Source organism: Brevibacillus sp. M2.1A (genome assembly GCF_013284355.2).
Taxonomy (GTDB): Bacteria; Bacillota; Bacilli; order Brevibacillales; family Brevibacillaceae; genus Brevibacillus.
Genome location: NZ_JABSUY020000001.1, coordinates 3,720,172 through 3,743,399, shown reverse-complemented (window position 1 = coordinate 3,743,399; position 23,228 = coordinate 3,720,172). Strand labels below are relative to the sequence as shown.

Here is a 23,228-nt window from a genome sequence, read left to right as displayed (position 1 = left end):
TTTGTATTCATTACTTGTCTTGGATGAGATCAAGTAAGTCGGCAATCTCTTCATCATCCCAACCGAATTCGGACAGATCACTTGTTGTTGGTGTTGCGGTCGTCTCCGTCTGACCTAGCTCGATCAATTGTCGTAGCGCGCTTACATAGTAATCCACTAAATCTTTGACGGTTTCTTTGCGATAAATCTCTTCACTGAAGGCGATCGTTACAATCAATTGTCCCCCAACGACAGAGCTACCGAAATCCAGCAGGTGCTGACGTTCCGAGTTGCGGTTGAAGTTGTCGCCTCTTGCTTCGTTTGCAAAGCCAAACAAGGATTCTGTGTCATCGGCTGTCTGATCAAGCTGACCGAGGTAGTTGAAGCTAATCTCTGCTTTTGGCAAAGACTTGAACGTTTCAGTCGTTTCCTCGTTCAGGTAACGGAGAATTCCATAGCCGATCCCCTTGTTCGGAATGCTACGCAGCTGTTCTTTGGTCGTGTGTAGCGCTTCTTTGAGAGAGGTAGTTCCCCTCGTATCCAAGAGGATGGTATACATGCTCGTGAACCATCCCAAGGTACGCGATAGATCGACATCGTCGAAAAGCTCTTCACGTCCGTGCCCTTCCAAATGGACGAGGGAGGTTTGATTTCCAGTCCAGACGAAAATGGCTTCTGCCAATGCAGTGAGCAAGACATCATTGATCTGCGTTTGGTAGATCGAAGGCAGATCCTGTAAAAGCACTTTGGTTTCTTCCTGCGTAAGTGCAACAGAAACCATCTTTGCAGTAAGCTCGCGGTTCTTTCCGTTCTCATAATCTTTTGGCAGAGCGTTTACTTCTGTATCGAGGCTGCTTAACCAATAATCCGCTTCCTCACGCAGGCTGTCCGATTGGGCGTACTCCGTCAATTTTTCAGCCCAATACTTGTACGAGCTGGTTTTTGGCGGCAGCTGCACCTGCTTGCCTTGTAGCAGCTGGATGCTTGCCTTATTCAAGTCTTCCGTGATGATGCGCCAAGAAACACCATCGACTGCCAAGTGGTGAATGACGATTAGCAAGCGGCCTTCCTGTTCACTGCCCAAATCAAAGTAGACGGCACGGAGCAACGGACCTTCCGAGAGATGCAAGCTAGCCTGAGCTTCCTCAGAGATTTCCCCGATTCGCTTCACTTGCTCTTCATGCGGCAAATGACCCAATTCCTCTACGGTAAATGGAATGATATCTGTCCAGTCCTCGTTGATTTGCTTCCATTTTCCATCCTGATGGTAGAAACGGAGGCGGAGGGCATCATGATGTCCGAGCAAGTGATAAAAAGCTTGTCTCAAAATTTCCGGATCGATCGGTTTGACCGTTAAAAGTACAGATTGGTTCCAGTGGTTGCGATCTGCCAATTTTTGCTCGAAGAACCAGCGCTGAATCGGCAGAAGTGGCACTTCCCCTGTGACGATGCCTTGCTCGGCGAAAATGTTAACCGACTCCCCAATCGCTTGGGTCAACTCGGCAATCGACTGATTTTCGAACAAGAGCTTCGGTGACAAGCGAATTCCAGATTGTGCTGCACGGGTCACGATCTGAATGCTTAGAATCGAATCACCACCGAGTTCGAAGAAGTTATCGTGAATTCCGACTTGCTCTACGCCTAGAACCTTTTTCCATATTTCGGCCAATACTCTCTCGACGAACGTCTCCGGAGCAACGAATTCTCCATTACTTACTTTGTACTCCGGTACAGGTAATGCACGACGGTCTACTTTGCCATTTGGAGTGAGTGGCAGAGCATCCATGATGACGACCGCAGCTGGCACCATGTACTCCGGCAGTATTTCTTTGAGGTAGCTGTCGAAGTTGCCAGCTTGGTCCTCTACCCCTTCTTCAAGCACGACATACGCGGCCAGTCGTTTGACACCTGGCATATCTTCGCGGGCAAGAACGATTGTTTCTTTGACAGAAGGGTGCGTGTACAGGGCGGTTTCAATCTCGCCCAGCTCGACACGGAAACCACGGATACTCACCTGATCGTCGGCACGGCCGATAAACTCGATGTTGCCGTCTGGCAAGTAGCGGACAAGGTCTCCTGTGCGGTACATTTTTGCCCCTCGAATGTGCGCAAACGGATTTTCGACGAAGCGTTCTTGTGTCAAATCAGGACGTTTTAGGTACCCGCGCCCCAAGCTGTTCCCTGCGATGTACAGTTCGCCTGCAACACCGATCGGCACAGGTTGCAGTTTTGCATCAAGAACGTATACCTGCACATTGTCGATTGGGCGTCCGATTGTGGGTGCGGCTATCTGACCAGCTTGTACAGGAACGATGCCTGCTGTAGCTACGACGGCATTTTCCGTTGGTCCATACTGATTCACCAATGTGAATGGCAGATGAGCCGATGGATAGTGATGCAGTTTGTCACCGCCTGTCAGCATGTAGCGCAAACCAGTATCGGCCGGCCATTCAATAGACATCAAGCTCTCTGCTAATGGTGTTGGCAAGAAGCTGATCGTGATTCCTGAGTCGACGAGCCAATCCCGCAGTTTTTCCGGTACGAGACGAATCTCTTCATGTGGCAGATACAGGGTGGCTCCAGCCGTCAGATACGGCCAAATTTCCCAGACAGCGGCATCGAAGGCCGTTCCGGCGATTTGTGATGCCCTATCTTCTGGCGTGACGTTGTAAGCGTGCTGGTGCCAATAGATGAGATTCAACAGAGCACGTTGCTCGATTTCCACGCCTTTTGGTGTTCCGGTAGAACCAGAGGTGTAAATGACATAAGCGAGATTGTTCGTTGTCGTCGTAATTTCGGGTGATTCCGTGCTCTCACTGGCAATCAAATCCCAATCGATATCGAGACAAATAAACGTTGCATCACCTGTTGGCAATGCTTCAAGCAAGCGTTCCTGGGTCAATACGATCGGCATGTTCGTGTCATCCATCATGAAGGCAAGGCGCTCCTTTGGATAAGATGGATCCATCGGAACAAACGCGCCGCCTGCTTTGAGAATCCCTAATTGGCCGATCAGCATCTCGAGAGAGCGTTCCACGCAAATACCAACGAGTGTCTCTGTTGTAACCCCTTGTTGTTGCAAGTAGTTCGCCAGCTGATTCGCTTTCGAATCCAGTTCTGCGTAGGTGAGCGAACCTTCGCTGGAGACGACTGCCAGCTGATTCGGCATGTTCCTTGTCATTTCGGCAACTAGCTCGTGTACCGTCTTCTCATACGTGTAATTGGCAGCTGTGTTGTTCCACGCAAGTATAAGCTGTTCACGTTCATCCGGACGAAGCAATGGTAGCGCCATGATCGATCGATCAGGTTGGGCGACGATTCCCTCCAGTACATGATGGAAATGGTTCACCATTCGCTCCATCGTTGTTTGGTCGAACAAATCGGTATTGTAATCAAACGTAGCGATCAGGCCGTTTGGCGTTTCTGCCATCGTCAAGCTGATGTCGTATTTGGACATCACTTCTTGGCTCTTGCTTTCAAACGGAGCAATCTGAATGCCTTCAAGCTCATGCGTCTTCATTTCGAAGTTTTGCAGAGCGAACATGACTTGGTAGAGCGGCGAATAGCTTAGGCTACGTTCCAGCTCCAGCTCATCTATTAACTTTTCAAAGGGCAGGTCTTGATGGGTATATGCTTCCAATGCTGACTCGCGCACTCTTGCAAGTAGTTCACGGAAGGTTGGAGCGCTAGACATATCGGTTCTCATCGCCAGCGTGTTGATGAAGAAGCCAATTAATGACTCCGTTTCTTGTCTATTGCGTCCAGCAACCGGACTTCCGACGATAATGTCGTCTTGCCCGCTGTAGCGATGAAGCAGGATTTGGAATGCTGCGAGCAAGGTCATAAAGAGCGTAGCGCCTTCTTGTCGGCTGAGCGCGTGTAATTTTTCCACAAGCTCGGTCGGGAAACTTGTCGTGTATAAGGCTCCATTGTATGTCTGTACAGGTGGACGCGGACGGTCTGTCGGTAAGGCCAATAGCGGCTCACTGCCACTCAGTTTTGCTTTCCAGTATGCGAGTTGTTGCTCCAGCGCCTCTCCTTGTAACCACTCACGCTGCCAAGCTGCAAAGTCTGCATATTGGAGTGGCATGTCGGTGAGTTGCGGCGTTTCTTCCTTGCAAAGCGCTTCATAAATCGCAACCAGCTCTCTTATGAAAATGTTCATCGACCAGCCGTCAGACACGATATGGTGCAAATTTAGCAGGAAGACGAAATTCTCTTCGCCGATCTGGATGATCGTGGCCCGCAGTAACGGTCCTGTACGTAGGTCAAATGGTTTGGTTGCCTCTTCTCTCTCCAGGCGGTGTACCTCGGTGTCACGCTCTTCTTCTGGTAGATCTCGCAAATCAATCTTGCGCAGGCTCCACGCGATTTCTGGGTGAATGACCTGTATCGCTTCCCCGTTGATGTCAGTGAAGGTTGTTCGCAAGCTCTCGTGCCGCTCGATGATCATCTGCAGACTGCGTTCCCATGCATGAATGTTGAGGTGTCCTTGCATCCGCATGGCAGACGGGATGTTGTACAAGGCGCTGTCCGGCATTAAGCGATCCAAGAACCACAAGCGTTGCTGGGCAAAGGAGAGCGGTAGATGCTGGTCGCGAGAAACGGGTACGAGTGGAATGCTGGCAACATTCGATTTGGCTTCCAGTAGTCCGGTTACTTTTTCGCTCATTTGTGCCACGCTAGGATTCTCGAACAAGGCACGAAGTGGTACTTCCACACCAAATGTTTCTTTCAGGCGGGAAACGGTTTGGGTAGCCAAGAGTGAATGTCCACCCAGTTGAAAGAAGTCATCGTGGATTCCAATTCCCTCAACGGAAAGAACCTGCGACCAAATATGGGCAACGATTTCCTCTGTTGGAGTACGCGGTGCCACATATTCCTTTTCTGTCTCCCCTTGTCCCCAATCCGGTGCTGGAAGGGCACGGCGATTTACTTTCCCGTTGACCGTGAGTGGAATCTCTGGCATCCATACATAACCTGCAGGAACCATGTATTCCGGTAGGGTCTCTTTCAGGTAGTGGATAAGCTCAGCATCACTCGGTTGTTGTTCGTTTGCTGCAACGAGATAAGCCGCCAAACGCTTGTCTCCTTTTCGATCCTCACGCGCGATAACGACGACATTCTGAACAGTTGGATGTTGCCTGAGTCTATTTTCGATTTCGCCCAGCTCGATTCGATAACCGCGAATTTTGACTTGGTGGTCGATTCGTCCGAGGAATTCGATCTGTCCGTCTTCCGTATAGCGAACCAGGTCGCCAGTCTGATAGAGGCGTTCTCCTTCCTTACCGAACGGATGATTGATAAAGCGTTCTTTCGTAAGTTCAGGACGATTCCAGTACCCTCTGGCTATTCCTTTTCCGCCGATGTACAGCTCGCCTGGTACGCCTATTGCCACAGGTTGCAGGTATGCATCCAGTACATACACTTCCACATTGGCGATGGGTCGGCCGATTGATGGATTTTGGCCGTTATTCTCACAACGTACGAGAGTAGCGGTGACAGTTGTTTCTGTTGGTCCATAGCAGTTAAAGAGCTGGCGATCCTTGGCGTGACGAGCAACAAGCTCTCGGCTTAACGCTTCCCCGCCGACAATCAGAGTCTTCAGGTCTGGCAAATCCGCTTGTGGCAATGCCGATGCTACAGAGGAAGCCATTGTCACGGTCGTGATGCGTTGTTCCTGCAGGACTTGGATCAACTCCGGACCAGGTAAAAGTAATTCGCGATCCTCCAAGACGAGCGTGGCACCAGCGAGCAGGGTCATAGCGATCTCGGAGACTGAAACATCAAAGCTAAAGGATGTGAATTGCAAAACCCGGCTCGTCGCATCGATTTGGAACGAATGGATCAGGGCATGTGTCAAATTGATAACGGAGTGGTGCTCGACCATTACCCCTTTTGGCAAACCGGTTGATCCAGAAGTATAGATGACGTACGCGAGATGATGCTCATGGACGCTGCTATCCACGTTTGCGGTAGGTTCATCTGCCAGTTCATCGCTATCGAGGCAAATGATCTGTATAGAAGGAACTGGTAGCATGTCTTTCAGCGATACTTGCGTCAACAAAATGTTTGCCTGCGAATCTTCGATCATGTAGGCAATGCGATCTTGCGGATGCGCCGGATCGATTGGCACATAAGCAGCCCCTGCTTTCATTACACCGAGGAAAGCGATGATCATCTCGAAAGAACGCTCGACGCAAATGCCAACTAGCTTGTCCGGTTGTACTCCCGATGCAATCAACCTGTGAGCCAGCTGGTTTGCACGGTTGTTCAGCTCGGCATAGGTCAGTTCCTTCTTCTTGTAAACGAGTGCAATCGCATCAGGGGTCTTTTCCACTTGTTTCTCAAATGCCTGGTGTATGCATAGCTGGGTCGGATAATCTACGCGCGTGTCATTCCATTCGACTACTACTTGCTGGAGCTCGCTTTCACTGATCATCGACACCTCTGCGAGGCACTGTTCAGGCTTTGCCATCATGGATTCGAGCAAGTGAGACATCTGGTGCAGAACTCGTTCGATATTTTCAGACGCGAATCTGCTTTGGTCGTATTTGATCTTAAGAATGAACTCTTTACCCGGACCGCAGACGACGGTAATTGGATAATTCGTTTGTTCCATCGTCTCCACATCAGATAATTGCAGCTGATTGTGTTCATCTTTTACCGATTCACCAATCGGGTAGTTCTCAAAAATGAAGATGCTCTCGAACAGGGCAGCATTACGAGCCATTTCACTCCAGCCTTGGATGTCAACCAACGGCGTGTACTCAAACTGACGAAGCTCCACTTGATGTTCTTGAATCTCGCGTAGCCATTCCCGCACCGATTTGTTCGCATCTATAAAAACACGAATCGGCAGGGTGTTGATGAAGAGACCTACCATGCCCTCTACGGTAGGCAGATCAGCCGGACGACCGGAAACGGTTGCACCGAAGACGACATCATCCGTTGCGCTGTATCGGCTCAGTATGAGAGCCCATGCTCCTTGGACAAGCGTATTCAAGGTCAGCTGATGAGTACGGACAAAGGCTTGCAAACGTGAAGTCATTTCCGCTGATAAGCGAATTTCTTTCTCTTCGTACACTTTCAGCGTATTTTCCCGGACGCCTGAGTGGTTACTCATCGCTAATGGGGTTGACTCGTGGAAGCCTTTTAGCTGTTCACGCCAAAAATGTTTGGCAGCACTCAAGTCTTGTCGCTGTACCCAATCGATATACGCAGAGAATGGTTGGACGTAGCTGTACGAAACCTCTCTGTTTTCTGCTAGGGACACATAAGCACTAAACCAGTCTTTTAGTACAATCGGGACGCTCCAACCATCAAGCAGTACATGATGGAAGCTCCAAGTGAAGCGATAAACTCCCTCACGTAAGTGGAACAACGTCCAACGCATGAGTGGTGGAGACGCAATCTCGAAATTTCGTCTGCGGTCAGCTTCTAGGTAGTGGGCCAGCTCCGTTTTTTGCTGCTCCGTTGTCAAATGACGAAGGTCGATTTTTTCTACAGTTGCTTTTACTTGTTTGCGTACAATCTGATGAGCCTCAGAACCTTCCCAAACAAAATAGGTACGCAAGATTGGATGACGATCCACTACCTTTTGCCACGCCTGTTCAAACGCATCGACGTGCAAGCCCTCCATCGTCATGGCAAAGTGAACAATATAGTCTCCCCCTTCTTGTTCGTACAGGGAGTGGAACAGCATGCCACCTTGCAATGGACTGAGTGGATAGATGTTCTCGATCAGGCGATCCTGTCCCAGATGCTTGTCGATAGCCCGTTGATCCATTCGCGCTAGCGGGAAGTCAGATGGTGTATAGCCGCCTGCTTCTTCGGACTGGCAGTGCGCCATGATCTCGCGCAAAGCTTCCAGATAGTTGCACGCAAGCTCTTGAATCGTGCTTTCCTCGTGAATGTTTTCGCTATAGATCCATGTGACATGGAGTTGTTCGCCGGATATGACACTGTTTACATCAATCAGGTGCTGGCGTCTTGTGTCTTTCCCCAGATTGGAGCCTCTTGATTCTTGTGCCATGCCAAATCTCGATTCGGCTTGTACGATCTGATCAAACTGTCCGAGGTAGTTGAAGCTGATTTCTGGCTTCGGCTTTTCACCTAGCCATTTTTTCAAATCCTGATCCTGACTGAGGTATTGGAGGATGCCGTAGACTACACCTTTCTTTGGAATGCGACGAAGCTGTTCCTTGACCGCTTTCAAAGCGTCGCCCCATGTCTTCGACGGATCAATCGAAAGCTGTACCGGGTACATGCTCGTAAACCAGCCAACCGTACGGGATAAGTCTGCTCCTTCGATAATTTCCTCTCGTCCGTGCCCTTCCAGATGAACAGCTACTGTTTTTTCACCTGTCCACCGATTCATTACTTTGGTTAAAGCCGTAAGCAATACATCATTGATCTGCAGGCGGTAAGGCGAAAGGGTATCCTGCAACAACGCACGAGTTTCTTCGATAGTAAGCGCAAGACTGACTTGTTTGGAGGTTGCATCTGTGTTTTGGCTTGGCTCGAAGGCACGGTCAATGGGAAGTGGACTCACTCCATCACTTTGACCCAGCCAGAACGCTTTTTCCGGCTCGATCGCTTCGGAATTCGCATAGGATTGCAATTGCTCTGCCCATGACTTGAATGAAGTCGTTTTCGCTGGGAATGATACCGGTTGATCGTTTACCAATTGCTCGTAAGCAGTTTGCAGATCCTCTAGCAAAATGCGCCAGGACACACCGTCAATCACCAGATGGTGGGCAACAATCAGCAGACGACCAGGTTGGTCCGCTCCAAGATGGAAGTACACCGCTTGGAAAACGGGTCCCTCACTTACATGTAGACTAGATTGCACCTCGTTTGCGATTTGCTCCAGACGATCGGCTTGTTCTTCTTCGCGAACAGCGGACAGGTCCACACTACGGAATGGAATGGTCTCAGGAAGTCCCTCGATATGTTGGGTCCAGCCTTGCTCCGTATGGATATAACGCATACGTAATGCGTCGTGATGCGTGAGCAGACTCTCGATGACACGCGCTAGAACAGTCAGGTCAACAGGTTGTTGGACCGTCAAAAGCAAGGATTGGTTCCAATGATGGATCGACGGTTGTTCAGTCGTGAAGAACCACGATTGAATTGGCGTGAGCGGTACCTCTCCCGTCACGATGCCTTGTTCTGCTTGGATTTTTACTGCTTGTAAGCCGCCAATCTCTGTCACGACACTTGCCAGTTCCGCGATGGTTTGATTTCTCAGGAGTTGTTTCGGTGTCAAACGAATTCCAGCCTGATTGGCTCGAGAAACAATTTGGATACTCAAGATGGAGTCTCCACCCAACTCGAAAAAGTTGTCATAAATACCAACGTTGTCAATACCTAGGACTTTTTTCCATATATCTGCAAGCGTAGCCTCTATAGCAGTTGTCGGCGCAGCAAAACTGCCTTCTGTTTCGTTGTGTAAGAAATCAGGTACAGGCAATGCTTGTCGGTCTACCTTACCGTTTGGGGTCAGCGGCAGGTTATCCATGATGACAAATGCAGCTGGCACCATGTACTCAGGCAGCTTTTCCTTCAGATAGCTACGGAAGTCACTTGCTTGAATTTCTTGATTTTCTCCAAGTACAACGTAGGCAGCGAGTCGTTTTACGCCCGGAGTATCCTCTCGCACGAGGGCGATGGTTTCTTTTACTGCCGGATGAGTGTACAGAGCCGTTTCAATTTCACCCAGTTCGACCCGGAATCCTCGAATGCTCACCTGATCGTCAGCGCGGCCAATGAAATCTATGTTTCCATCTGGCAGGTAACGAACCAGGTCTCCCGTTCGGTACATGCGCGCTCCTGGTTTTTGTGAGTATGGATTGGCTACGAACCGCTCTTTGGTCAGATCGGGGCGCTTCAGATAACCCCGTGCCAAGCTGTCTCCTGCAATATAGAGCTCTCCGGCTACACCAATCGGCACAGGTTTTCGTTTTTCATCAAGGACGTATACCTGCACATTGTCGATTGGACGACCGATTGATGGTGCGAAAACATGAGTAGCTTCTGTCGGAACGACACCTGCTGTGGCGACAACCGCATTTTCAGTTGGGCCGTATTGGTTCACAAGTGTAAACGGCATGGTTGCTGGTGGGTAATCGTGTAGCTTGTCGCCCCCTGTGAGCATATACCGCAGCTTCGTGCCGATAGGCCATTCCAAGGTAAGCAGCCTTTCCGCCAATGGCGTCGGCAAAAAGCTAATCGTGATTCCCGATGCAACAAGCCAATCTCTGAGTTCCTCCGGGACCAGACGAATCTCTTCTGATGGGAGATAAAGTGTTGCTCCCTTTGTCAGGTACGGCCAGATTTCCCAAACAGACGCATCAAAGGCTGTCCCTGCGATTTGTGAAGCTCGATCATTTGAATCTACGCTGTACGACCGTTGGTGCCAGGAAATGAGATTTAACAAGGCGGCATGTTCGATCTCTACCCCTTTTGGCGTCCCAGTAGAACCAGACGTATAGATGACATATGCCAGATTCCCTGTTGTCATTGCCATGTTCGGCGCCTCGCTGCTCTCTTCCGAAATGATAGTCCAATCACGATCCAAGCAGATGAATGAGGCAGTTCCTTCTGGCAATCGCTCTAACAGTCGTTCTTGGGTTACTACAACTGGCATATTGGCATCTTTCATCATGAATGCAAGGCGCTCTTGTGGATACGCTGTGTCCATTGGGACATAAGCACCGCCAGCTTTGAGGATTCCCAATTGACCGATGAGCATATCGATGGAACGTTCTACGCAAATGCCGACAAGTGTTTCGGAGGATACTCCCTGTTTTTGCAGGTAGTTCGCTACCTGATTCGCTTTGGCATCCAGTTCTGCATAGGTGATCTGCCCTTCTTCGGATACAACTGCTAATTGATTTGGCAACTCTTGTGCAATCCGGGCAACCCTTTCATGCACGCATGTTTCGCGTTCAAAAGGTACATTTGTATCATTCCATTGATGGAGAAGCTGCTCCTTTTCCATATCGCCCAGGAGAGGTATGGCTGTGACTGGTTGCATCGGATTTACCGAAATCGCCTCTAGCAAATTCGAGAAATGGTTCCCCATGCGCTCGATCGTTGCTGGATCAAAAAGATCAGTGTTGTACTCGAATGTTGCAATAAGTCCGTCAGGTGCTTCTACGGTGGTCAAGGTGATATCAAACTTGGCGCTTACACCCTCCTGACCTTTGTGGAAAGGCTCGATGCGAATCTGGGACAATTCTTGTACTTCCATCGGGATGTTTTGCAGTACGAACATCACTTGGAATAACGGTGAGTAGCTTAGGCTTCGTTCCAGCTCCAGTTCATCTACCAGTTTTTCAAACGGGACGTCTTGATGCGCATAAGCTTCCAGTGCGGTCTCTCGTACTTTTGCTAGCAAGTCTCGGAAGGTTGGTTCCCCAGACATATCCGTACGCATTACCAGGGTGTTAATGAAGAAACCAATCAGTGACTCCAATTCCTGTCTATTTCGTCCTGCGACCGGACTTCCGACGAGGATGTCTTTTTGACCACTGTAGCGATAGAGCAGGGTCTGAAAGGCAGCTAGCAAGGTCATGAATAAGGTTGATCCCTCTTCACGACTGAGCACTTTTAGATCGGCAAGCAGTTTTTCCGGGAGCCTAATTGTATGCATTGCCCCTTTATGGCTCTGAACAGCAGGGCGTGGACGATCTGTCGGCAATCTCAGAAGTGGTTCTGCATCGCCTAATTGTTTTTTCCAGTACGCCAATTGTTGCTCCAATACCTCACCTTGTAACCAATTGCGTTGCCATGTGGCATAGTCTGCATATTGCAGCGGCATTTCGGCCAGTTGTGGTGTTTCCCCAGCAGATAACGCTTCGTAAATGGAGACTAACTCCCCCATGAATACACTCATGGACCAGCCATCCGCAATGATGTGGTGTAAATTGAGCAAAAATACATGCGCTTGTTCATCCATGCAAATCAGTTTTGCGCGCAATAACGGCCCTTGATTCAGATGAAACGACTGTTCCGCATCTTCTATGGCGAGACGCAATACTTCCCCTTCTCGCTCTGCTTCGTTCCAGTCTCGTAAGTCGATTCGTCCCAGGTTCCACTCAATCTGCGGGTGAATGACTTGAACGGCTTCTCCATTCCTATCGGAGAAAGTTGTACGCAGGCTCTCATGACGTTGGATGATCAGCTTGAGACTGCGTTCCCATGCCTCGACGTCTAGCTCACCCATCAGACGAACAGCAGTTGGGATGTTGTAGACGGAACTGTCTGGCAGCAGCTTGTCCAAGAACCACAAACGTTGTTGTGCAAATGAGAGCGGCAAGTGTTCGTCACGCGACACGGGCACGAGCGGGATGTCAGTGAGACCCGCTTCCCCTTGTAATAAACCCGTAATTTTTTCGCTGATCGCTGCCGTTGTCGGATAATCAAACAGCGTACGAAGCGGCATGTCTACGCCAAAGGTTTGACGCATACGGGAAATCGCTTGGGTAGCTAGGAGAGAATGTCCCCCTCGTTCAAAGAAATCGTCGTGAATCCCGACTTGCTCTACGGAAAGCACCTGTGTCCAAATGTTCGCCACTATTTCTTCTGTTGGTGTGCGTGGTGCGACATACTCCTGTTGTGTGGTCAAAAGTCCCCAATCCGGTGTAGGCAGTGCCCGGTGGTCTACTTTTCCGTTGACCGTAAGCGGAATCGCCTCCATCCAGACGATGCCTGCTGGGATCATGTAATCCGGCAATGTCTCTTTCAGATAGAGAACGAGCTCCTCTGTAGCTGGCTTCTCGTCACCCATTGCAATCAGATAAGCAGCCAAACGATTGTCGCGTACGGTAATGACAGCTTCCCGAATCGCAGAGTGCTTTCTCAATGCGTTTTCGATTTCACCTAGTTCGATGCGGAAGCCGCGAATTTTCACCTGATTATCGATACGACCGAGGAATTCAAGGTTACCGTCTGGCAGATAGCGTACCTGATCCCCTGTACGATAAAGACGTTCGCCTTCCGCTCCAAACGGATGAGTGATGAATCGTTCCGCTGTAAGCTCTGGACGATTCCAGTAACCGCGTGCCAAGCCTTTTCCACCAATGTACAGCTCACCTGGTACACCTATAGGGACAGGCTTCAGATTGGCATCTAATACGTAGATGGTCGCATTGGCGATAGGGCGGCCAATTGGCGTGTTCGTCAGATTTGTATCCAAAAGCATCAGCGTGGTGCAAACGGTTGATTCCGTTGGGCCATAGCAATTGAAAAATTGACGATGGTTTGCATAGCGAGTGATGAGCTCATAGCTTGGCGCTTCGCCACCGATTACTAATGTTTTCAGATCAGGTAAGTCGGCGTCAGGTAATGCCGCAAGAACAGCGGGCACCGTCATGACAGTTGTGATTTGTTTTTCTTGCAAGACAGAGATGAGTTCAGGGCCTGGCAAGAGCATTTCTCGATCCTCAATGACTAGGGTCGCACCCGAAATCAAAGCCATGACGATCTCCGCGACAGATACGTCGAAACTGAACGAACATAACTGCAAGACGCGGCTAGACGGCTGGACTTGGAACAACTCAATCAGGTAATGAGCCATATTCATTGCACTTTGGTGTTCGACCATAACGCCTTTGGGCAAGCCAGTGGAACCAGATGTGTAAATGACATAGGCAAGATTTTGTTCTGAAACCCCGCACTTCACATCGTGAACAGGTTCATTTTCCAAAGCATTGCTATCAAGGCAAATTACCTGAGCCTTCGTTGTAGTTAAATGGCTTGCCAGAGATTGCTGGGTCAACACGATGTTTGCCTGCGAATCCTCGATCATGTAGGCAATACGCTCTAGCGGATGCGCCGGATCGATTGGAACGTAGGCGGCACCTGCTTTCATCACTCCGAGAATCCCGACGATCATCTCAGGAGAGCGCTCGATGCAAATCCCGACGAGCGTATCTGGTTTCACGCCTTGGGCAAGGAGATAATGCGCCAATTGGTTCGCTCGCTGATTCAGCTCGGCATACGTCATTTCCATCTCTTTGTACATGAGTCCGATCGCATCGGGCGTCTTTTGTACTTGTTGTTCAAATGCTTGATGAATACAAAGCCCGGTCGGATAATCGACCTTCGTATCGTTCCACTCGACCAAAACCTGCTCTTGTTCGCTTTCGCTGCTCATGCTCACATCAGCCAGAGTTTGATCAGGATTGGCTGTCATCGATTGGAGCAGAAGAGTCATTTGCTCCAGGACACGTTCGATACGCATAGGATCGAATCGGTTTTGATCAAAAACGATTTTGAGGACAAATTCTTTTCCAGGGCCACATACTACGGTAAGTGGATAGTTCGTTTGCTCCGCAGAGTCTACATCAGAAATCTGAATACGGCTGTCCGCTTCTTTCACAGACTCGTCGATCGGATAGTTCTCAAAGATAAAAATACTTTCGAACAGAGAGGTGTTGCGCTCGAATTCGCTCCAACTCTGGATGTCAACCAGCGGCGTGTACTCATATTGGCGAATCTCCAATTGCATTTCTTGCAATTCGCGCAGCCATACCCGAACGGTTTTGCTTGGATCGAGTGTGATTCGCACCGGAAGCGTATTGATGAACAGACCCACCATATTTTCTACACCAGGCAAATCGGCTGGACGTCCTGAACCAGTTGCCCCGAATACGACGTCTGCTTCCCCACTGTAAGCTCCGAGGATCATGCCCCACGCACTTTGTATGAACGTATTCAGCGTTACCTGATGCTGACGGGCAAAGGATTGCAGCTGTTCGGTAAACTCGGCCGAGAATCGGATAAAGCGCTCGTCGTAGGTTTTGGGTTCTCCAGTGGATTGGAGTGCTTGTCCGAGATTGATTTGTGTCGGCCCGTATATCCCTTTCAGATGGTTGCGCCAGAAGCGTTCCGCAGCTTGCATGTCTTGGCGCTGGATCCACGCAACATACTGGGAAAATGGCTGTACAGCCCCAAGCTGAATGTCTTTTCCATCTACCAGTGCTAAATAAGCGGCAAACCAGTCCTTTAAGACGAGCGGCAAACTCCAACCGTCCAGTAATACGTGGTGGAAGCTCCAGATAAAGCGATATGTTTCGTTGCTAATCCGAAACAAAGTCAAACGCATGAGAGGTGCTTCTGTAATCGAGAAGTTCCGCTTGCGATCCTCTTCCAAAAATGCGTCTAACGATGCTTTCTGCCTATCCGTCGGTAAGTGTCGCAGATCTCTTTCATCAACTGTCACTCGAACGTGTTTGCGGACAATTTGATGCGGATTCACTATTCCATCCCAGATAAACGAGGTACGCAGAATGGAATGACGATCGATGACTTTTTGCCATGCTTGCTGGAGTGCATCGACTTGCAAATGATGGATCGTCATGGAGAACTGAACCACATAGTCTCCGCCCTCTTGCTCGTACAGGGAATGGAAAAGCATGCCTTCCTGCAACGGCGTCAGTGGATAGATGTTCTCGATGGAACGATCTTTCCCCACATACGTGTCGATTGTACGCTGATCCAAACGAGATAACGGGAAATCAGAAGGAGTATAGCCCCCTGCTTCTTCCGAGCGGCAATGAGCCATAATCTCACGCAAGGCGTCCATATAATCTTGAGCAACTGCTTCCACCGTACTTTTCTCGTGGATGTTTTCGTTGTAAAACCAGGTGACATGCAGTTGTTCTTCGGAAATGACGCTATTTACATCGATTAAATGCGAGCGAATGGAATCAGGTGCAAGATTCGAGCCTCTCGATTCAGCAGCCATGCCAAACTTGGAGTTAGATGAAACGACCTGATCAAACTGGCCGAGGTAGTTGAAGCTGATCTCTGGCTTCATTCGAGACTTCAACTGCTCTTTCAGCTCGTCATCCTGACGTAAGTAGCGCAAGATACCATAGCCAACTCCATTTTGCGGAATGGCTCGAAGCTGTTCTTTGACCGCTTTCAACAGTTCGCTCCACGGTTTCGTCTGGTCAAGTGTAAGTTGTACAGGATACATACTCGTGAACCAGCCAACGGTGCGGGATAAATCCGCTCCTTCCAAAATATCCTCGCGTCCATGCCCCTCGAGATGGAAAGATAACGTCTGTTTCCCCGTCCAACGGTGCATCGCTTTTGTTAAGGCAGCGAGTAATACATCGTTGATTTTCAAACGGTAGGGAGAAAGTGTTTCCTGCAACAGGGCACGGGTTTCTCCTGCGTTTAACGAGAATGTTACTTGTTTGGTAGTCGCTTCGGTGTTCTGACTCGGTTCATAAAGGTGATCAATCGGGATCGGACTCGCCTCATGGTCTTGTTTGAGCCAGTACTCTTTTTCTTGCTGGATGGCGTCTGAATTGGCATACTCGACTAATTGTTCAGCCCACATCTTGAACGAAGTCGTCTTTGCTGGCATTTGTACGTCTTGACCGTTCGCTATTTGATCATAAGTATGTTGAAGATCCTCCAGCAAAATACGCCACGATACACCGTCAACAACCAAGTGGTGAATGACGAGCAACAGTCGGCCAGCTTGCTCTTCGCCCATGTTGAAGTACACAGCCTGTACAACGGGACCTTCTGTGATATTTAGGCTCGCTTGTATTTCTTGTGAGATTTCCTCCAGCCTGGACTCTTGTTCCTGTTTAGGGAATTTAGAAAGATCCACGCTACGGAATGGAACATTCTTTTCAAGACCTTCCATCATTTGTGTCCACATGCCGTCATGGTGTGAAAAGCGCATGCGCAAAGCATCATGATGGGCCAGTAGGCTCTGGATGGTTTGCTTTAGTACAACAAGGTCTACTGGCTGCTGAACAGTTAGAAGTACTGACTGATTCCAGTGGTGCAGTGACGGTTGATTGGAGTCAAAGAACCAATTTTGGATTGGGGTGAGCGGTACATTTCCAGTAACAGCGCCCTGTTCATTTTTCCATTTGATATCTGTTTCTTGGCTAAAATCAGTAACAACGCGCAGTAATTCAGCAATGGTTTGATTTTCAAAAAGTTGCTTGGGTGTGAAGCTTATTCCGGAATGATTGGCTCTTGCGACGATCTGGATACTGAGAATGGAGTCGCCGCCCAATTCGAAAAAGTTGTCGTAGATGCCGATGTTCGCAACACCTAGCACGCTTTTCCAGATTTCTGCCAATTTTATTTCCAAATCCGTTGCAGGTGCTACATAACCGCTATCCGCCTCATTTCGGGAATAGTCAGGGATTGGTAGCGCCCGGCGGTCCACTTTTCCGTTTGGTGTCAGCGGGAAGCTGTCCAACTTCACAAAGGCGGATGGGATCATGTACTCTGGCAACTTATCCTTGAGATAGGATCGCATCTCGGTATGAGCAACCTCTTTTTCCTCTGCAAAAACGAGGTAGGCGGCTAGGCGCTTGTCTCCTGGAGTTTCCTCTCTCACCATGAGTAATGATTCTTTTACAGCCGGATGGCTCTGCAACACTGTCTCGATTTCGCCTAGTTCAATGCGGAAGCCGCGAATTTTTACTTGATTGTCGATACGACCGATAAACTCAATCGTGCCATCAGGCAAATAACGAACCAAGTCACCAGTACGGTACAGGCGAGAGCTTCCATGTGGATCAAACGGATTCTCCACAAAACGCTCTGCGGTCAACTCCGGATTATTCAAATAGCCAAGAGCGAGTCCATCTCCGCCTATATATAATTCGCCTGCTGCACCCATAGGGACAGGTTGTTGATGCTTGTCCAATACGTACACTGTGGTATTGCTGATCGGTCGACCGATCGGGAAGGAGCTGACTCCTTCTGCAAGCTCCGTGACGGGATGGCAGCAAGTAAACGTCGTATTTTCCGTCGGTCCATAGCCGTTTATCACCGTGATATCGCCAAGAGAGAGCACCTTGCGTACATGGGATGTGGAAACAACATCCCCACCGACAAGTAGCTGCCGCACGCCGCGCAAGTACTCCACCTTGTGGTCAACCATGACCGTGAACAGACCAGCCGTCAGCCAAAGTGTCGTCACCTTGTGATTTTGAATCGTCTCCCCCAGTTCATCGAGGGAAGGCTGATGTGGCGGCATCAACACCAGCTTCGCTCCGTTTAACAACGCTCCCCAAATCTCAAAGGTAGCAGCGTCAAACGATACGGTGGAGGCTTGCAGGAACACGTCCTCTTCCGTAATGGTCACGTAGTTTGTGTTTTTGATCAGGCGGACAATCCCGCGTTGGACGACCAGCACTCCTTTTGGTGTTCCCGTCGAACCGGAGGTGTAAATGACATAGGCGAGACTGTCGGCTGTCATATCTACTTGAGGAGCAAGCGTGCTTTCTTCTGCCCATTTTTCCCCGGCCTGGTCGAGATTGAGAATGGTAAGCTCTTGTCCTTGCCACTTGTCAGCCAAATGCTTCTGTGTCAATAAAATGGAAATATGGGCATCTGCCACCATGAAAGCCAGGCGTTCTTCTGGATACGCAGGGTCGAGTGGCACATACGCCCCGCCCGCTTTGAGAATCCCGAGCATACCGACGAGCATATCTAACGAGCGTTCTACGCAAAGCCCGACAAAAGTACCTGTTTCTACTCCTTGCTTTTGCAAGTAGTGGGCAAGCTGATTGGCTTTTGCCTCCAGCTCGGCGTAGGTCAACTGTTCATCTCCCGCAACGACGGCGATACGATCCGGGTATTGGGTCGCTGTTTCGGCAAACAGTTGTGGAACGGTTTTATCCCGAGGGTATTCGCTCGCTGTGTTATTAAGCTCTACTACCTGTTTATTTCGTTCGCTCTCCCTTAGAAGATCAAGCTTTTCAATCGACTCCTCTGGTTGGGCGATGATAGCCTCAAGCAAATTTTGCAAATGGCCAGTCATTCGCTCGATCGTCGATCTGTCGAACAAATCTGTGCTGTACTCAAAGGAAGCCACAAGTCCGTCTGCCTGCTCTCTCATCGTCAATGTGAGGTCAAACTTGGATGTCGTCAAATGTCGCTCAGAATCCAGTGGTGTCAACTGAATGCCGGACGTTACTGCATCCTCCAGCGGGAAGTTTTGCAGGACAAACATGACCTGGAACAACTGCGAGTAGCTGAGGCTACGCTCTAGCTGTAGCTCATCGACCAATTTTTCAAAAGGTAAATCTTGATGTGCATAGGCCTCCAACGCTGTTTCTCGAACGCGTGCTAGTAATTCTGTAAAGGTGACATCTCCTGTTACGTTGGTTCGCAGTGCCAAAGTGTTGACAAAAAATCCAATCAAATTCTCGGTTTCTTGCCGATTGCGTCCAGCTACCGGACTTCCCACAACGATGTCTTCTTGTCCACTATAGCGGTATAGAAGGGTCTGGAATGCAGCCAGCAACGTCATAAACAAGGTAGAATTGGACTCCTGGCTAAGCACTTTCAATTTGGCAAGCAAGTCCGCAGAAAAGGTCTTGGTGTAAATGGCTCCTTTATAGGATTGCACAGCGGGACGCGAACGGTCTGTCGGCAGTGCTAGAAGCGGTTCTGCTCCATTCAGTTTTTCTTTCCAATAAGCAACCTGCTGTTCCAAGATTTCGCCGTCCAGCCACTCACGCTGCCATGTGGCAAAATCCGCATATTGAATCGACAGATCTGGAAGCTCTGGTGTTTCTTGTTTACGGAAGGCTTCGTAGTTGGCAAGCAATTCGCGATAGAAGATGCCCATCGACCAACCATCAGAGATGATGTGGTGCATGTTGATCAAGAAGACATATGCGTGATCATCTGTTTGGATCATCGTTGCACGTATCAGCGGTCCCTGTCCAAGGGAAAAAGCTCGGGCCGTTTCGGCTTCAGCCAACTGCTCTACCTTTTGTTCTTTCTGTTCAGCGGATAGGTCCCGCAAGTCCAAAATGTCCATTTTCCAGTCCATATGCGGATGAATCACTTGTATGGATTGTCCGTCTATTTCGTGGAACGTGGTACGCAAGCTTTCGTGACGCAAAATGATCGCCTGTAAGCTTTTCTCCCATGCCACTACGTCGAGTTCGCCTTGCAAGCGAAGGGCAGATGGGATGTTGTACATCGGGCTTTCCGGCATGAATTGATCAAAGAACCACAATCGCTGTTGGGCAAAAGACAACGGCAGATTGCTCTGTCTTGACACAGGCTGAATTGATCCGCCAATCGTTTCTTTTTCTCCCAAATGAAGTGCTGCTCCTTGTTCACTCCATGCTGCAATGGTTGGATGTTCAAAAATGGAGCGCACCGTCTGCTCTATTCCAAACGCCTCTCTCAGGCGTGATATGACTCGTGTCGCCAAAAGGGAATGTCCACCTAGCTCGAAAAAGTTATCGTGAATCCCCACTTTTTCTACTCCGAGTACCTGCGACCATATGTTGGCAATCAGCTCTTCTACCTGATTGCGCGGCTCCATGTAGCCTTTGTCGGAAGCAGGATTTGTCCATTCCGGTTCCGGCAATTGTTTGCGGTCGATTTTACCATTTGCCGTCAAAGGCATCGCATCAAGGAAAATATAAAATGATGGCCTCATGAATTCTGGCAACTTTGTTTTTGTCCATGCACGCAAATCAGAGGTTTCGAGGTTGTTGTCTTCTGAAACGGTAAGATACGCCGTTAGATGCTTCTCGCCCGGCTTCATCTCACGGACCAAAACCACAACTTCGTTTACAGATGGATGCAGGCTGAGTGCTGCTTCCACCTCACCTAATTCGATGCGGAAGCCGCGGATTTTTACCTGATGGTCGATACGACCGATAAACTCAATCGTGCCATCAGGCAAATAACGAACCAAGTCACCAGTACGGTACAGGCGAGAACTTCCATGTGGATCAAACGGATTCTCCACAAAACGTTCTGCGGTCAACTCCGGATTATTCAAATAGCCAAGAGCGAGTCCATCTCCGCCTATATATAATTCGCCTGCTGCACCCATAGGGACAGGTTGTTGATGTTTGTCCAATACGTACACTGTGGTATTGCAAATCGGTCGGCCGATCGGGAAAGAGTTGACACCTTCTGCAAGCTCCGTGACGGGATGGCAGCAAGTAAACGTCGTATTTTCCGTCGGTCCATAGCCGTTTATCACCGTGGTACCGCCAAGAGAGAGCACCTTGCGTACATGGGCTGTGGAAACAACATCCCCGCCGACAAGTAACTGGCGCACGCCGCGCAAGTACTCCACCTTGTGGTCAACCATGACCGTGAACAGACCAGCCGTCAGCCAAAGTGTCGTCACCTTGTGATTTTGAATCATCTCCCCCAGTTCATCGAGGGAAGGTTGATGTGGTGGCATCAACACCAGCTTCGCTCCGTTTAACAACGCCCCCCAAATTTCAAAGGTAGCAGCGTCAAACGATACGGTGGAGGCTTGGAGGAACACGTCCTCTTCCGTAATGGTCACGTAGTTTGTGTTTTTGATCAGGCGAACTATCCCGCGATGGACGACCAGTACTCCTTTTGGCGTACCTGTTGAACCCGATGTGTAAATGACGTAAGCGAGACTGTCGCCGGTCATATCTACTTGAGGAGCAAGTGTGCTTTCTTCTGCCCATTTTTCTCCAGCCTGGTCGAGGTTGAGAATGGTAAGCTCTTGTCCTTGCCACTTGTCAGCCAAATGCTCCTGTGTCAATAAAATGGAAATCTGGGCATCTGCCAGCATGAAAGCCAGGCGTTCTTCTGGATACGCAGGGTCGAGTGGCACATACGCCCCGCCCGCTTTGAGAATCCCGAGCATACCGACGAGCATATCTAACGAGCGTTCTACGCAAAGCCCGACAAAAGTGCCTGTTTCTACTCCTTGCTTTTGCAAGTAGTTAGCAAGCTGATTGGCTTTTGCCTCCAGCTCGGCGTAGGTCAACTGTTCTTCCCCCGCAACGACAGCGATACGATCCGGGTATTGGGCCGCTGTTTCAGCAAACAGTTGTGGAACGGTTTTATCCCGAGGGTATTCGCTCGTAGTATCGTTTAGCTCAACCAGTAGATGCTGCCTCTCTTCTGGACTGAGGATAGAGATAGAGGACAAGCGTTGTTTCGGATTCTCCACGATGGCAGCTAGAATGGATGCCATTTGGTCAAGTGTCCGTTCGATTGCCGTCTGCTCAAAGCGGTCTGTCCTGTATATCATTTTGATGCTAAATTGCTCGCCCGGAATCCCGACAATCGTAAGCGGATTATCTACTTCTTGGAAGTGCTCAACCTGAGAGATGGAAAAACCGAATTCCCACTCTTCTCCTTCTCCTAGCGGATAGTTCTCAAAAACGAAAATACTTTCAAACAGTGGTAGTCCACGGGGTACATCCGTCCAGCCCTGGATATCCACCAATGGCGAGTATTCATATTGGCGGACTCTCGATTGCTGATTTTGCAACTCTTTGAACCACTGATCCAACGCTTGCTCAGGCTCTACTTTCGTTTTCATCGGCAACGTGTTGATAAACATTCCAACCATCTGCTCTACACCTGGCAGATCACTCGGGCGCCCGGAACCGGTTACCCCGTATACCACGCTTTCTTCCCCACTCAAACGGCTGAGGAGAATGGCCCATGCCCCTTGCACGATGGTGTTGACCGTAACCTTATACGTTCGAGCTAATTTTAAGAGAGCTTTCGAGATTTCATCAGTCAAGGTTCGAGTCGATTCATGAATTCCTTTTTCCTCTTCTGAATCCCTCAAGGGATAAGATTCAAAAGGAAGAGGGGTTGGACCCTCGACGGACGACAGGAACTCGCGCCAGAACTTTTCAGACTCCGCCTTGTCCTGACGACGAAGCCAGGAGATATAATCCTTGAATGGCTTTGGCTGCGGAAGTCTCAAGTCCTTGCCTTGGCAGTACGCCTCATAGAAATCGAGGACTTCCTGAAAAAGAATGGGGCTGCTCCATCCATCCAAGAGCAAATGGTGAAAGGTCCAGATGAACTGGTGCACATCTTTGGCCTTTTTGATGACCGTCACTCGCATGAGTGGGGCTTCGCTCAAGTCGAAGCCCACCTTTTTTTCTTTTTGCAAAAACGATGTCAGCATGGTTCTTTGCTCTTCATCGGTGTGATGTGACCAGTCGTCCTGGTGTATGGAAAAAGGAACACTTTCGAAGACCACCTGAAGTGGCTTCTCCACTTCTTCCCAAAGGAATCCAGTACGCAAAATGGAATGTCTTTGAACCACTTTGTTCCAGGCTTTTTCAAAGTTGCCGATGTCAAGCTCGCCTGTAAGAATGGCAATGTTCTGTACCATATAGGCTGAACCCTCAGAGTACAGCGAATGGAACAACATCCCTTCTTGCAGCGGGGATAAGGTGTATAGATCAGTAAAATCCCCCATTGGA

At 49.4% G+C, this 23,228-nt stretch carries 1 protein-coding gene; it reads right to left on the bottom strand.

What is annotated here, in order from left to right; genetic code table 11:
* Positions 1-10: 10 nt before the first annotated feature.
* A complete protein-coding gene (lgrC, locus tag HP567_RS29855) occupies positions 11-23,224 on the bottom strand; it encodes a linear gramicidin non-ribosomal peptide synthetase LgrC (protein WP_255675813.1) in 23,214 nt (7,737 codons plus the stop codon).
* Positions 23,225-23,228: the final 4 nt, after the last annotated feature.

Excerpts from the sequence above, each read along its gene's own strand:
- lgrC (WP_255675813.1), bottom strand. The coding sequence starts at position 23,224 with ATGGGGGATTTTACTGATCTATACACCTTATCCCCGCTGCAAGAAGGG.